12 protein-coding genes are annotated in these 12,499 nt (G+C 74.8%); 7 read left to right on the top strand and 5 right to left on the bottom strand.

Features of this window, described 5'->3' with window-relative positions:
- Window positions 1-52: 52 nt before the first annotated feature.
- The 5 genes from GA0070611_RS01430 to GA0070611_RS01410 all read left to right on the top strand — a co-directional run bounded on the left by GA0070611_RS01430 (window position 53) and on the right by GA0070611_RS01410 (window position 4,464).
- Window positions 53-820 carry an NAD-dependent epimerase/dehydratase family protein gene (locus tag GA0070611_RS01430; RefSeq protein ID WP_157740155.1) on the top strand — a complete coding sequence of 256 codons (768 nt, stop codon included), beginning with the start codon at window positions 53-55 and terminating at the stop codon, window positions 818-820.
- Window positions 817-1,629 (top strand): sugar phosphate isomerase/epimerase family protein, encoded by an 813-nt coding sequence (locus GA0070611_RS01425; protein ID WP_091656030.1) that lies wholly within the window; start codon window positions 817-819, stop codon window positions 1,627-1,629. Before GA0070611_RS01430 ends, GA0070611_RS01425 begins: the two co-directional genes overlap by 4 nt.
- On the top strand, window positions 1,626-2,432 hold the full coding sequence (locus GA0070611_RS01420; protein WP_091672298.1) for a glycosyltransferase family 2 protein: 807 nt from the start codon (window positions 1,626-1,628) through the stop codon (window positions 2,430-2,432). Before GA0070611_RS01425 ends, GA0070611_RS01420 begins: the two co-directional genes overlap by 4 nt.
- Window positions 2,433-2,544: 112 nt before the next feature.
- Complete coding sequence (locus GA0070611_RS01415; protein ID WP_091656028.1) at window positions 2,545-3,219, top strand: hypothetical protein; 675 nt, start codon at window positions 2,545-2,547, stop codon at window positions 3,217-3,219.
- A gap of 318 nt (window positions 3,220-3,537) precedes the next feature.
- Window positions 3,538-4,464: a TAXI family TRAP transporter solute-binding subunit gene (locus GA0070611_RS01410; RefSeq protein WP_091656025.1), complete on the top strand. Its 927-nt coding sequence runs from the start codon at window positions 3,538-3,540 to the stop codon at window positions 4,462-4,464.
- A gap of 54 nt (window positions 4,465-4,518) precedes the next feature.
- Here GA0070611_RS01410 and GA0070611_RS01405 read toward each other — a convergent pair whose 3' ends face one another.
- The 3 genes from GA0070611_RS01405 to GA0070611_RS01395 form a co-directional block, all read right to left on the bottom strand.
- Complete coding sequence (locus GA0070611_RS01405; protein WP_091656023.1) at window positions 4,519-5,961, bottom strand: sensor histidine kinase; 1,443 nt, start codon at window positions 5,959-5,961, stop codon at window positions 4,519-4,521.
- A 10-nt stretch (window positions 5,962-5,971) separates the two neighbouring features.
- On the bottom strand, window positions 5,972-6,628 hold the full coding sequence (locus GA0070611_RS01400; protein ID WP_091672296.1) for a response regulator transcription factor: 657 nt from the start codon (window positions 6,626-6,628) through the stop codon (window positions 5,972-5,974).
- A gap of 78 nt (window positions 6,629-6,706) precedes the next feature.
- Complete coding sequence (locus GA0070611_RS01395) at window positions 6,707-7,018, bottom strand: hypothetical protein (protein WP_091656020.1); 312 nt, start codon at window positions 7,016-7,018, stop codon at window positions 6,707-6,709.
- A gap of 61 nt (window positions 7,019-7,079) precedes the next feature.
- On the opposite strand from GA0070611_RS01395, the gene GA0070611_RS01390 reads away from it, so the two are divergent.
- Together GA0070611_RS01390 and GA0070611_RS01385 are read left to right on the top strand one after the other, a co-directional pair.
- Entirely contained in the window at window positions 7,080-7,418 is a 339-nt protein-coding gene (locus GA0070611_RS01390; protein ID WP_091672295.1) for a DUF952 domain-containing protein, read from the top strand.
- 143 nt (window positions 7,419-7,561) lie between these two features.
- Window positions 7,562-8,095: an acyltransferase gene (locus GA0070611_RS01385; protein ID WP_091656017.1), complete on the top strand. Its 534-nt coding sequence runs from the start codon at window positions 7,562-7,564 to the stop codon at window positions 8,093-8,095.
- A 61-nt stretch (window positions 8,096-8,156) separates the two neighbouring features.
- Here the strand turns inward: GA0070611_RS01385 and GA0070611_RS01380 are convergent, their stop codons facing one another.
- Together GA0070611_RS01380 and GA0070611_RS01375 are read right to left on the bottom strand one after the other, a co-directional pair.
- A complete protein-coding gene (locus GA0070611_RS01380; RefSeq protein WP_197675831.1) occupies window positions 8,157-9,914 on the bottom strand; it encodes a CDP-glycerol glycerophosphotransferase family protein in 1,758 nt (585 codons plus the stop codon).
- A 367-nt stretch (window positions 9,915-10,281) separates the two neighbouring features.
- The gene (locus GA0070611_RS01375) at window positions 10,282-12,354 is read right to left on the bottom strand and encodes a DUF6077 domain-containing protein (protein WP_091656013.1); all 2,073 of its coding nucleotides are present in this window, start codon (window positions 12,352-12,354) and stop codon (window positions 10,282-10,284) included.
- Between the last annotated feature and the right edge of the window lie 145 nt (window positions 12,355-12,499).

Here is a 12,499-nt window from a genome sequence, read left to right as displayed (position 1 = left end):
AGACGCTAACATGTCGATTGACCTATTTAAACGATTTAGGCCGAGGTGAGGCATGCTCACAGGTTTGGTCGGCAACACCGGTTTCGTCGGTGCGAACCTCGCCCGGCAACGGGCCTACGACCTGCAGGTTCACCGCCCCACCGTCGGTGCGATCGACGGCCGGCGGTTCGGCCGGCTGGTCATCAGCGCGGCACCCGGCGTGAAGTGGCGGGCCAACGCCGACCCGGCCGCCGACGCCGCCGCCGTCGACACGCTGATCGACCACCTGCGCCGGACCTCGGCGGACGAGGCGGTGCTCATCTCCACCGTGGACGTCTATCCCGAGCCCCGGCAGGTGGACGAGGCGACCGCACCCGACCCGGACGACCACCCGCAGGCGTACGGCCGCCACCGGCTGCGCCTGGAACGGTTCGTCCGGCAGCACTATCCCCGCTGCCTGATCGTGCGCCTGCCGGCCCTGTTCGGTCCGGGACTGCGCAAGAACCTCGTGCACGACCTGATGACCGGGCGCACCGAGGAGTTCTGTCACCGGCGCTCGACCTTCCAGTTCTACGATCTCGGCCGGTTGACCACCGACCTGGACCGGGCCGTCGCCGCCGGACTGCCCGTGCTCAACCTGGCCACCGAGCCGCTGCCCGCCGAGACGATGGCCCGCGAGGTCTTCGGCCGGACGTTGCGCGCCGAGACGCCGGACCCGGTCCACTACGACGTACGGACCCGGCACGCCGCGGTGTTCGGCGCCGACGGGCCGTACGTCTGCGGCCGGGACGAGGTGCTCGCCGGGCTCCGGACGTTCGCCGGGGAGCGGGTGCCGGCATGAAGGTGGCGGTCAGCAACATCGCCTGGGAACCCGGGGACGACGAGAAGGTCGCCGACGCGCTGCGCCGGGCCGGAGCCGAGGCCGTCGAGGTGGCGCCCACCAAGGTCTGGCCCGACCCGACCGCGGTCTCCCCGGCGCAGGCCCACGCGTACGGGCGGGCCTGGGCGCGGGCCGGCCTGCCGGTGGTCGCCGCCCAGTCGCTGCTCTACGGACGCCCCGACCTGACCCTCTTCGGGCCCGGGCGGGAGGAGTTCGTCGCGTACCTGGGCCGGATCGCCGAGCTGGGCGCCGCGCTGGGCGCGACCGCACTGGTCTTCGGCAGCCCCCGCAACCGGCTCCGGCAGGACCTGCCGGTGGCGGTGGCCGACCGGATCGCCGTCGACGTCTTCGGCCGGCTCGCCGAGCGGGCGGTCGCGGCCGGCACCACCTTCTGCGTCGAGGCCAACCCGGCGGTCTACGGCGCCGACTACCTGACCCGGGCCACCGAGGCCGCCGCGCTGGTGGCGGCGGTCGACTCGCCGGGGCTGCGGCTGCACCTGGACACCGCCTGCATGACGCTGGCCGGGGAGGACCCGGCGGCCGGCGTACGCCGGTTCGCCCCGCTGCTGCGCCACGCGCACCTGAGCGAGCCACACCTGGCGGCGGTGGGCCACCCCGATCCCCGGCACGCCGACTTCGCGGCGGCGCTGCGCGCGGTGGACTACGCCGGGCATCTCAGCGTCGAGATGCGCCCCTCGGACGGCGACCGGGTGGCGGCCGTCGAGCGGGCCGCCCGGTACGCCGTGGCCCTGTGCGGGGCGGCGGCATGACCGAGACCCAGCAGCGACCCCGCGACGACCGCCAGGTCCCGCGCCACGAGCGACGCGACTTCGCCCCCCGGCGCAGCCGCTACGCGGTGGTGGTGCCCGTGATCAACGAGGGGGAACGGCTGCGCGGCCAGCTGCGCCGGATGCACGACTGCGGCCACGGCCTGGACGTGCTGGTCGCCGACGGCGGCAGCACCGACGGCTCGCTGGCCGACGACTTCCTCGCCGCCCACGGCGTCCGGTCGGTGCTGGTCAAGACCGGGCCGGGCCGGCTCGGCGCCCAGCTGCGGATGGCCTTCTCGGCCGCCCTGGACGACGGCTACCAGGGGGTGATCACCGTGGACGGCAACGGCAAGGACGGCGTCGACGCGATCGCCCGGTTCGCCGCCCGGCTGGACGAGGGGTACGACTACGTGCAGGGTTCCCGGTTCGTCCGGGGCGGTCGCGCGGTCAACACCCCCTGGTCCCGCTACCTGGCCATCCGCCTGCTGCACGCGCCACTGCTGTCGGCCGGCGCGCGGACCTGGTACACCGACACCACCAACGGGTTCCGGGGGCACTCGGCGCGACTGCTGGCCGATCCCCGGGTGGGTGTCTTCCGGACCGTCTTCGACGCCTACGAGCTGCTCGCGTACCTGCCGGTACGGGCCGCCCGGCTGGGCCTGCGGGTCGGCGAGGTGCCGGTCACCCGGGCCTACCCGCGCGGGGCGGTGCCCACCAAGATCACCAAATGGTCCGGTCACCTGGACCTGCTGGCGGTCGCCGCCCGCGCCGCGACCGGACGGTACGACCCGGACGCCGGGTAGTCGCGGGGTCGGGGCGTCAGCCGCAAATTTTGCTCAAGGCTCGGGCGCAGCGGTTCCGCGTACCCGGCGGCGGGGCCACGGTAGGGGAACCCCGACGCAAGGAGCACGTCCGATGTCCCCCGACTCCGTCACCCTGCTCGACCGGGCCCGCCCGGCACCCGCGCCGCCGCCACCGCTGGACTGGCTGACCCTGGCCGACGCGTTCGAGGTGGCCTGCCTGGTGCGCTGCACGCCGCCCCCGGCCGGTGACCTGCGCCGGCCCGACCTCGGCACGTACCGGGGCGGGTCCGCCGAGTTCAACCGGGAGGACGCCGCCCGGCGGATGCGGCAGCTGCTCGGCCGGCTCGGCGTACCCGTGCAGCACGAGCTGGCCACCGGCGGGCTGCGCCGCCGCTACGAGCTGCACCGGCTGCACGTGCCCAGGGAACACCGGCCGACGTACGCGGCGCTGCTGGAGACCGGCTGGCGGCAGGGGCGCCGGGAGCTGCTCAGCGGGCCGGTCCCCGGGGCCTCGATGGCCCGGCGGGTGTGGCGACCGCGACTGGCCGCCGCCGCGTGGCGGGCGGCGCTGCTGGCCGGCGGCCGGCACGTCCGCCGGCACAGCCTCGGCATCCGGCTCGCCGACCGGGACCTGGCCGCCGTGCTGGTCCGCGGCGCGGCGCTGCTGGAGGTCCCGGCGATGCTGCGCCCCGGTGCCGGCTGCTTCCTGGTGAGCGTGCCCAACGGTCCGCACCGCACGCGGATCGTGGACAGCGCCACCCTGGTCCCCGCGACGGCGGCCTGCTGAGCCGTCGGCGGTCGCGCGCCGGCACCGGGGGGAGCCGACGCGCGACCGCCGTCGCGTCGGCCGGCCGGGCCGCATCGGCCGGCCGGGCCGCATCGGCCGGCCGGGCCGCATCCGCCGTCCGGGCCGCGCCGGCCACCCGCGGACCAGCCGACGGGGCACCTCGCTGACGAGCCGGCCGGGCACCTCGCTGACCTGCCGGATCGCGTCGCCGGTGGCGCCGGGCGCGCCGGGCCGGCCGGCCGGGGTTGCGCGGCGGGTGCCGCACGGCGCACAGTGCTGCCCGTGAGCCGACACTGGTCTGTGCGCGGGCGGCGCCGGATGGCGGCGCCGGTGGCGCTGCTGATGCTGCTGCTCCCGGTCACCGCCGGCCTGGCCGCCTGCCGGGACGAGCCACACCAACCGGTGCGGATCAGGATCGCCACCGGCAGCCCGACGGCGGTCTACCACGCCTTCGGCCAGTCGCTGGCCACCATCCTCAACCGGGAGCTGGCCGGGGTGCGGGCCAGCGTGGTGGTCACCGCCGCGTCCGCGCAGAACGTCCGGCTGGTCGGCTCCGGCCAGGCGGAGCTGGGCTTCACCCAGGCCGACGTGCTGCCGCCGAGCAGCCCCGAGCACCCCACCGTGCTGGCCGTCGCCCGCGTCTACGACGACCTGCTGCACCTGGTCACCACGGCGGGTGGCCCGGTGCGGACCCTCGCGGACCTGCGGGGCCGGCGGGTGTCGGTGGGCGCCGACGGCTCCGGCACCGAGGTCACCGCGATGCGCCTGCTCCAGGTGGCGCAGCTCGGCGGGGACCGGGTGCACCAGGAACACCTGGGGCTGGACGACTCGGTGGCCGCGCTGCGCGCCGGCCGGATCGACGCGTTCTTCTTCTCCGGCGGCCTGCCGGTGCGCGGGATCGCGGAGCTGGCCGGCACCACCGCCGTGCGGATGGTCGACCTGGGCGAGTGGGCGGAGCCGCTGCGTCGCGGCTACGGGCAGGTCTACGTCACCCGGGACATCCCCCGCTCGATGTACGGCACCGACCCGGTGAGCACGGTGGCGAACCCGAACTACCTGATCGTCCGGGCGGACCTGCCCGAGCCGCTGGTCCGGGAGGTGACCCGGCTGCTGATGGAGCGCCGGGCGGAGCTGGCCGAGGCGCACCCGGCGGCCGGCCGGATGAGTCCCCGGTCGGCGATCGTCACCACCCCGTTGCCGTTGCATCCCGGCGCGGCCGACTGGTATCGGTCCAGCAAACCCTGACGCCGGCCGGTCCGTGCTGCCCGGCTCCCGTCCGGGGCCGTTCCGGCGGGGCGGTCAGGGCCGGGTGGGGTGGGAGCCGACCGGCTCGGCGACCTCGTCCACCGGGGTGTCGAGCGGGTCGGCCGGCCGCTCCGGGGCGGGGAACCAGAGTTCGGCGACCAGGCCCCGGGGGTCACCCTGGCGCATGGTGAGCCGACCGTCGGAGGCGTCGACCAGCACGGCCACGATGGTCAGGCCGAGCCCGGCCCCGTCGACGTTCTGCACGTCGGGGGCCCGCCAGAACCGCTCGGTGGCCTGGTCGAGCTGGTCGGCCGTCATGCCCGGGCCGGTGTCGCCCACCTGCACGGTGATCCCGTCGTCGGCGGCGCGGACGGTCACCGTCACCGCTCCCCCGGCCCCGCTGAACTTGACCGCGTTGTCGATCAGCGCGTCGAGCGCCTGGTCGACGGCGGTCGGCACGGTCCGGGCGTACGCGGGGCCGTCGGCGGCGTCGAGGCGCAGGTCGACCGAGCGGTGCCGGGCCAGCGGCAACCAGGCCGCCACCCGCGAGGCGGCCACCTCGGCGGCGTCCACAGTGACCTGCTGGTTCTCCTCCCGTTCGGCGCGGGCCAGAGTGAGCAGCGCGTCGAGCACGGTGGCCAGCCGGTCGGTCTCCTCCAGGGCCAGCCGGTGCTCGGCCCGGCCGTCGGCGTCGACCAGGCTCGGTCCCAGCTCCTCCACCCGCAGCCGCAGCGCGGTCAGCGGGTTGCGCAGCTGGTGGCTGGCGTGCGCCACGAAGGCGCGCTGCCGGTCCATCACGTCGGAGACCGCGTCGGCCATGTGGTTGAAGCTGGCCGCGAGCCGGCGCAGCTCGGGCGGCCCGAGGCGGGGGCGGACCCGGGCGGTGCGGTGCCCCTCGGCGATCTCGTGGGTGACCGCGTCCAGCTCGGTGACCGGGCGCAGCACCCAGCCGGCCAGCGCGAACGCGAGCGAGACGCAGGCCAGCACGGCGAGCAGGCCGATGCCGGCGAGCAGCAGCCACCAGGCGGTGACGGTACGGCGTACCTTCGCCGCCGGGGTCGAGGTCACCACCGCCCCCAACACCTCGCCGCCGTCGTTGATCGGCACGGCGACCACCACCGGGCCGTCCACCCAGGGCCACACGGAGTCCGGTCCGCTGAACTGCTGCCCGGCCAGCGCGATGTCCAGGGCGGTGTCCGCGCCCGAGCCGAACTGCCAGCTCGCCGAGGCCGCCACGGTACGCCGGTCCCGGTCGACCACGGCCGCGCCGATGCCGTACAGGTCGTCGTAGGCGGCCAGTTCCCCGTCGAGCGGGCCGGGACCGCCGCCACGCAGCGCCGGGCCGGCCAGCGAGGCGAAGCGGGTGGCGTCGGCGAGCCGGTCGGCGCGGACCCGGTCGGTCTCCCGGCTGGCCAGGGTGGCCGCCAGGGGCGTCTCCAGGGCGAGCAGCACCAGCACCATCAGGAGCAGGTAGCTGATCACGAGCCGGCGACGCACCGGAGGCCCCTCACTCGCCGCGGAGCCGGTAGCCGACCCCGCGTACGGTCTCCACCAGGGTCGGGTCGCCGAGCTTGCCGCGCAGCGAACCGACGTGCACCTCCACCGTGTGCCGGTCGGCCCACGTGGTGCCCCAGACGTCGAGCAGGATCCGTTCCCGGGGCACCGCCACCCCGGGCTGGCGGGCCAGCGAGAGCAGGATGTCGAACTCCTTGCGGGTGAGCGCCACCGGCCGGCCGGCCACGCTGACCGTCCGCCCACCCACGTCGATGCGGACCGTGCCGGCCTCGATCAGGTGCCGCTCCGGCACGGTGTGCGCGGCCCGACGCAGCACCGCCTCGATCCGGGCCTGGAGCTCCACCATGGAGAACGGTTTCACCACGTAGTCGTCGGCGCCGAGCCGCAGCCCGAGCACCCGGTCGCGCTCCTCACCGCGGGCGGTGACCGCGATGATGCCGAGCTGGCTGCTGCGCCGGCGCAGCTCCCGGCACAGGTCGGTGCCGTCGCCGTCGGGCAGGGTCAGGTCGAGCAGGACCAGGTCGCAGGGGGCGGCGTGCAGCGCCGCCTCGACGGTGGCCGCGTGCTCCACCTGGTAACCGCGCCGGGTCAGGGCGGACGAGAGGGCACCCGCCACCCGACGATCGTCCTCGACCAGGAGGATCCGCACCCGTGCCTCCATCCGCTCGACGTACTGCCCTGCGAATGGTTCCAGAGATGGCGGCGGTACGGGAGGGGCGGTACCCGCTCAGAGACCGAAGACCTCGTCGGCGGTGGCGTCCCGGACCCCGTCGACGAAGCCCCGGAAGCCCGGGTCGTCGTGGCTGGCCGGCACGCTGGTCACCGCTTCCCCGGTGGCCTGGGCGACTGCGTCGACCAGCGGCGGGTAGTCGATCTCGGCGTCGCCGAAGCTGTCGTCGTCGGCCTGGCCCAGGTTGATCACGTGCTGGACGTCCTCGGTGGGGGTGTCGGGGTCGACGGCCCACTCGGCGCCCGCCCGGTGGCACTCGTCGTAGACGGCCCGCTGGCCGTCGGTCCAGTCGTCGTGGTGGCTCTGCATGGTCCCGTCCCTCCGCCCGCCCCTGCCTGAAGAGCATGCCGGAACGCCGTAGGCTGCGGTGGTGATCTACAAGATCCTGACGAACGGCGAGTGGGCGCGGGCCCGGGCGGCCGGCGAGTTCACCGGCACCGAGCTGGACCGGCAGGACGGGTACGTCCACCTCTCCGCCGCCGACCAGGTGGTGGGAACGGCCCGCCGGTTCTTCGGCGGGGTCACCGGCCTCACGGTGCTCGCGGTGGACCCGGACCGGCTGGGCACGGCGCTGCGCTGGGAGGCGTCCCGCGACGGCGCCCTCTTCCCGCACCTGTACGCGGCGCTGCCGGTGGACGCGGTGGTGTCGGCGCACCCGCTGCCGGCGGACCGGCCGGCGGCCGACGCGGTGGCCGAACTGCTCGGCTGAGCCGCTCGTTATGCTGCGTCGAGCCCGCGCCGGCACCCCCGGGGCGGCCGGGTGGTCCCGCCCGGGTGGGCCGCGGCGGTGCGCCGGCGCGGTGGCCCGGCACCGACGGCGCGACGACGCGCCCTGCGACGATGCGAGTAGAGATGACTGACACGAACGCCTCCGTCTTCGTCCACCCGACGGCCGACGTCGAGGAGGGCGCCCAGGTCGGCGACGGCACCAAGGTCTGGCACCTGGCCCACATCCGGTCGAGCGCGCAGGTCGGCTCCGGCTGCGTCATCGGCCGCAACGTGTACGTCGACGCGCACGTGACGGTCGGCGACCGGGTGAAGATCCAGAACAACGTCTCGGTCTACCAGGGCGTCACCATCGAGGACGAGGTCTTCGTCGGCCCGTGCGCGGTGTTCACCAACGACTTCCGGCCCCGGGCGCAGAACCCGGACTGGACGATCACCCCGACCCTGGTCCGTCGGGGCGCGTCGATCGGCGCCAACGCCACCCTGGTCTGCGGGATCGAGGTCGGCGAGTACGCGATGATCGCCGCCGGTTCGGTGGTGACCAGGGACGTCGCGCCGTACCAGCTGGTGGCGGGGAACCCGGCCCGGCCCAAGGGCTGGGTGGACGCCAAGGGCGAGGTCGTCTCCCGCGACGTGGAGAACCCGCCGCAGCAGGGCTGAGCCGGACGACGAAAGGGGGGAGGGCCGGCGGCCCTCCCCCCCTTTCCGCGCGCCCGTCGGCTCAGCCGCAGAGCCGGCCGATCTCCATCCGGAACCGCTCCATCGAGTTCGGCTCGTCCGGCCCGAGCAGGTACGTCTTCAGGTCCCGCCGCGCCTCGGTCATCGGGTCGTCGCCGGCCCGGGTCAGCGCCAGGATCTTCTCCAGCTCGCCGCAGTCGGTGGAGAGCAGGTACGCCCCCCGCGAGGTCGGGAAGTTGCGGCGGAACTCGTCCTCCGGCAGACCGCTCGGGTTGGCCACCACGTACGGCCGCTGGCTCTGCACGAAGTCGGAGACCACGCTGGACACGTCGCTGATCAGCAGGTCGGTCTGGTTGAAGCAGTCGAACAGCGCCGGCGTGCGGCCGGTGACCACCAGATGCCCCGTACCGTCGAGCGAGGAGGCGTCGGGATCGCCGCCGGCCGCCCGGATCAGGCCCACCACCCGCTCGTGCACGGCCCGGGCCACCTTCGACCGGGAGCCGGTGAGCGGGTGCGGCTTGTAGATCAGGCGGACCGCGGGACGGTTGGCCAGCAGGCCCTTGACGATCCGCTCCCCCATCAGCACCAGCGAGGTGTGGTACGGGTCGTCGTCGAGCCAGCCCTCCCAGGTGGGCGCGTAGAGCACCGTGAACGGCCGCTCGACGGACTCGGCGCCGAAGGTGTGCACGCCGGCGAGCTGGGGCCGTCCGATCTCGACGATGTCCTCGTCGCGCACCCCGACGCCGGCCCGGGCGTACCGCTCCCGCCCGGCCAGGCCGGCCACCCAGACCTCGTCGTACACCTTGCTGTACGGGTTGACGCTGGCCTGCTTGTCGCTGTCGCCGTGCCCGACGAAGACGTGCTTCATGCCGGGCTCGCGGAGCATGTGGATGTTCGCGCCGACGTTGGCGGCGTAGAGCGCGGTACGGACGCTGCCGAACTCCAGGTTCATGAAGTCCACCCCGGCGGGTACGCAGATCACCGGCAGCCGGGTGTCGGCCAGCTCCAGGAACGCTTCGCGGCTGCGCATCAGCACCACCGCCGGACGCTCCAGCGCCTCGGTCGGGGCGAGCCACATGTTGGCCTGGTAGACGTCCTTGGCCGGACCGGCGAAGTAGAGGGCGACCTCCGGGCGGTAGCTGTCCAGCCATCGCTGCACCGCCGGCAGCAGGGTGCCCTGCCCGCTGCCCCGGCCCCGCAGCCAGGTCACCGCCACCACCAGACCGACGACCGCGGTGACCAGCACGGCGAGCCCGGCCGCGACGAGCGCGGGGGCGACCTGGTCGGTGACCGCCGCCACCACCGCGCCGGGGATCAGCACGACGTTCAGGAACGGCAGGCGCTCGCCCGCGACGCCGGCGGCCCAGGAGGGCGGCCGGGGCGCGGCGCGCAGCGGGCCGAGCTCGATGTTGCGGACCAGCGCGGAGATCGGGTTACGCCGGTCGATCATGGTGTTCAGCGCGCCGGCGAAGATGGCGATCACCCAGACCGCGGCGACCAGCAGCATCAGCCAGACGACCGGGGTCGCGCCGGGGCGCACGGCGGAGACGACCAGCAGCACGCCGGCCAGGTCCCGGGTCAGCTGCCGGTACGCCCGGGTGAGGCCGACCTTCTCCAGCAGCACCTCCGAGGGCGCCGACCAGCGCATCATGGCGAACTCGCCGAGCACGGCGAGCGTGGCCGCCACCGCGAAGAGGCCGGCCAGGCCCAGGGCACCGGCGATCAGCGCGACCAGGTAACAGAGCACCACCAGCGCACCGCGGGCGGCGCCGCCCGCCGGGCCCATCAACTTGCCGAACAACGAGTACGCTCCCTAGGAGATCGACGACTGGCGTGGCCGGCCTGAACCGGCGCGTCCCGGCACGGCTCCGCTCGGGCGGCCGGACTGGGGTGGTCGCACCATCGTCCCCCACCGGCCCACGCCGATGCCAACCGCAGCCGCTCGCCGCAGCGTAGGTGTGACCTTAACGTGAGGGAAGACACCGGTATCGCTGGGGTGTCGTCATCTGACGCCGTTGCTCCCATTCGTCCCCGTCGTCGTGGCACCCGGCCGCCCGGGGCGGGTGCGACCACCGGCGCGACGGACCGTGACGGGGTGACGCCGAGGCGGGAGATCGCGGCCCGCCGACCGCCGCGCCCGGGCCGGACGCGGCGGTATCGGACGGCGCTCAGACGGTCCGGCGGTAGCAGGTCACCGCGCCGGGGGCCTTGCGCGAGGCGAACTTCTCCAGGCGCAGCTCGGGAGCCAGCTCCCGGGCCCGCTTGTTGCCGTTGTAGACGCAGACCGTGCCGACGTCCAGCCGGTCCATCGCGGCGGCCAGCTCGGACACCGGGGCGATCTGCTCCTTGCCGTCCGCGAACGCGGCGAGCTTGAGCCGGTCCTGGGCGAACTGCGACTGCATGTCGTAGTCGACCAGGTAGCCGTCGCGCGCCATGACCACCCGCACCTCGCTGGTGATGATCGGCATGGTGCGCATCAGCGTCGACGGCGCGAGCAGCAGGCCGGACGGGCGGTCGTCGAGCTGCCAGATCCAGAAGTCGATCTTCTGCCGCTGCTGGGGCAGCTTCCAGGTCGGCTGCTCGTGCACCTCGACGAAGCTGCGCGTGTCCCACATCGGCGTACCGGCCCAGGCGAAGGCGCCCACCAGCGCGGCGGCGAGGACGGCGCCGACCGCCGCCCGCAGCGCGGCCACCCGGGGCAGCGCCGGCACGTCCACCGTGCAGAGGAGCCCGACCAGGGCGGGCAGCGGCACGAACCACGGCACCCGCCAGAGCACGGCGGCGAGCCCGGAGCCCGCGCTGAGCGCCTCCAGCACACCCGGCACGAGCAGCACGCTCATGGTGGCCGTGGCCCCGGCGGCGAAGAGGGCCGGGGTGCCCCGGCGGACCAGGAACGGCCCGCACCAGAGCCCCAGGCCACAGATCACCCCGAGCAGGCCGAGCAGCAGGGTCCGCCGGTAGGTGCCCTCCGCGTCGAAGAACTGCGCACCGGCGATGACCGAGGTCATCGGCCCCATGGTGAGCCGGGTGACGATCACCGACCCGATCGGGTACGTCATGACGGCCACCCCGGCGAGCAGGGCGGACCGCCACCGGCCGACCAGCAGCATGCCGAACCCGGCCGCGCCCACCAGCAGCGGCAGGATCATCACCGAGGTCGAGGTGAGACCGGTCGCCACGATCGACAGCGCGACGATCCTGGCCAGCTCGCGGCGGGAGCCGGAGTCGAACCAGCGGGTGAGGTAGACCCACATCAGGGGCACCACCGCCGAGACGAACATCCCCTTGCCCTCGTACAGCCGGGGCAGGTGGAAGGTGCCCAGCGCCGCGTCGTCGCCGCAGACGAAGGCGAGGAACGCCAGCGCCACGGTGAAGGCGAGCGCCGCCCGGCGGGGCGCCCAGGCCTGCACCAGCCGCCAGAGCGACAGCACGGCGAGCACGGCGAGCACCGGCAGCAGCACGTACCAGGTGGCCGAGGCGGCGTGGATGCCGAAGACCCGGCCGAGCGCGCCGGCCAGCACCTCGATCGAGGCGATCGGCGGCTGCGACGACAGCGGCGCGGCCACCTGCTCGGTGAAGAGGAAGTCGCGCAGCGGGACGATGTCCCGCTCGGCCACCCACACCGACTTGCCGACGTAGAACACGTCGTCCGGGGTGTTGCGGGCCAGGAAGAGCGAGGCGACGCCGACCAGCCCCGCCATCACCAGGGCGTACCCGGACTGCCACGCTCCCGGCCGGGACGTGACCGCGCCGCCGGCGGGCGAGGCGAGCCAGGCCCGGCGCAGCAGCAGCACCGCGCCGGTGGCCGCGGCCAGCCCGGCCACGGCCGGCACCCACCAGGACACCCGGTCGACGCCCGCGGTGACCGCGGCGAGCACCGCCGCCGCGAGAGTCGGCAGCAGCCAACGCCGGTCGAGCACGCCACCGGCGGCGCGCTCCCCGTCGTCGTCGGCCGACGCGGCGGCCGAGCGACGCCGCAGCCGCAGGAACACGGCGAGCCCGCCGAGCGCCACCGAGCAGACCAGCCAGACCACGAAGGTCACCGACGGCGCGAGGTCGAACAGGAAGGCGGCGTGGTAGAGCACGGTCCACAGCGCGAACGCGTAGACGGCCGCGTCGGTGAGGAAGGCCGGCAGGCCGGCGACCAGGCCGCTCAGGCGCCCGGTCCGGGCCGGCTCGCGCTCGGCGGATCGCTCCCGCACGCCGTCCGGCACCATCACCTGGCTGTCGACATTCGGCACGGCACGTCCTTGGTCTCGGCGTGAACGAGGGGTACGGGGTGCCCGACCGGCACCCGTCCGGGCGGCAGCCTACCCGACGGGCCCGGCCGTCGACCTACCCGACAAGCCGGCCACGGGACGACACCCGGGACGGGCGCGGACAGAC

The sequence above is a fragment of the Micromonospora auratinigra genome, from assembly GCF_900089595.1.
GTDB classification, from domain to species: domain Bacteria; phylum Actinomycetota; class Actinomycetes; order Mycobacteriales; family Micromonosporaceae; genus Micromonospora; species Micromonospora auratinigra.
Note: the sequence above shows the minus strand (reverse complement) of the source record. Positions and strands in the feature narration are given on the sequence as shown.

What these genes read in the sequence shown, in the direction of transcription:
- GA0070611_RS01430 (WP_157740155.1), top strand. Translation starts at nt 53, where the DNA reads ATGCTCACAGGTTTGGTCGGCAACACCGGTTTCGTCGGTGCGAACCTC.
- GA0070611_RS01425 (WP_091656030.1), top strand. Translation starts at nt 817, where the DNA reads ATGAAGGTGGCGGTCAGCAACATCGCCTGGGAACCCGGGGACGACGAG.
- GA0070611_RS01420 (WP_091672298.1), top strand. Translation starts at nt 1,626, where the DNA reads ATGACCGAGACCCAGCAGCGACCCCGCGACGACCGCCAGGTCCCGCGC.
- GA0070611_RS01415 (WP_091656028.1), top strand. Translation starts at nt 2,545, where the DNA reads ATGTCCCCCGACTCCGTCACCCTGCTCGACCGGGCCCGCCCGGCACCC.
- GA0070611_RS01410 (WP_091656025.1), top strand. Translation starts at nt 3,538, where the DNA reads ATGGCGGCGCCGGTGGCGCTGCTGATGCTGCTGCTCCCGGTCACCGCC.
- GA0070611_RS01395 (WP_091656020.1), bottom strand. Translation starts at nt 7,018, where the DNA reads ATGCAGAGCCACCACGACGACTGGACCGACGGCCAGCGGGCCGTCTAC.
- GA0070611_RS01385 (WP_091656017.1), top strand. Translation starts at nt 7,562, where the DNA reads ATGACTGACACGAACGCCTCCGTCTTCGTCCACCCGACGGCCGACGTC.